Here is a 504-nt window from a genome sequence, read left to right as displayed (position 1 = left end):
TTGATTTCATCACGCACATTGGGCTGATAGAGTTTTTGGCTTAATGCCCAACCTGCTAAATCATACGTATCAATAATGCCGTCTGCACTGCCATTGGCTTGTTTATATTGCTCTACAATATTATATAGTTCATTTTTCTTTGCACTCATCGTTTAATCTCCATTCATAAAATACCAACCATCATAAATTGCGCTTCCTAATAAAAAAGAACGTATAGGCACAAGATGCTTGCGTAATTGCTGATATTTACCTGTACGATGATGCAGTTGCCCCACAACCAAACCCATGTGAATTTTATTAACGCCAGCAAATGCCATTATTTTCTTTTCAGCAAAAATATACGCACCTGCTCGGATAATATAGCTATCTAATTTTGCTGTGGGAACGCAAAAATTTGCCGCAGCCGCATTAGCTTGTTGCTCTTCAATAGGTAAGTTTTGTATATCAATGCCTATGTCTTCATCAAAAATAGGGGTATTTTTGCCATCGCCTTGTAAAACGTGT

Annotated in this window: 1 protein-coding gene; it reads right to left on the bottom strand. The window is 37.5% G+C overall.

The window, feature by feature from the left end; translation table 11 throughout:
• Positions 1–152: 152 nt before the first annotated feature.
• The coding region (locus L1D47_RS21260) for a hypothetical protein (RefSeq protein ID WP_239886660.1) at positions 153–504 on the bottom strand (352 nt) is incomplete at its 5' end.

The sequence above is a fragment of the Shewanella sp. Isolate7 genome (assembly GCF_022398425.1).
Classification (GTDB): Bacteria; Pseudomonadota; Gammaproteobacteria; order Enterobacterales; family Shewanellaceae; genus Shewanella.
Note: the sequence above shows the minus strand (reverse complement) of the source record. Positions and strands in the feature narration are given on the sequence as shown.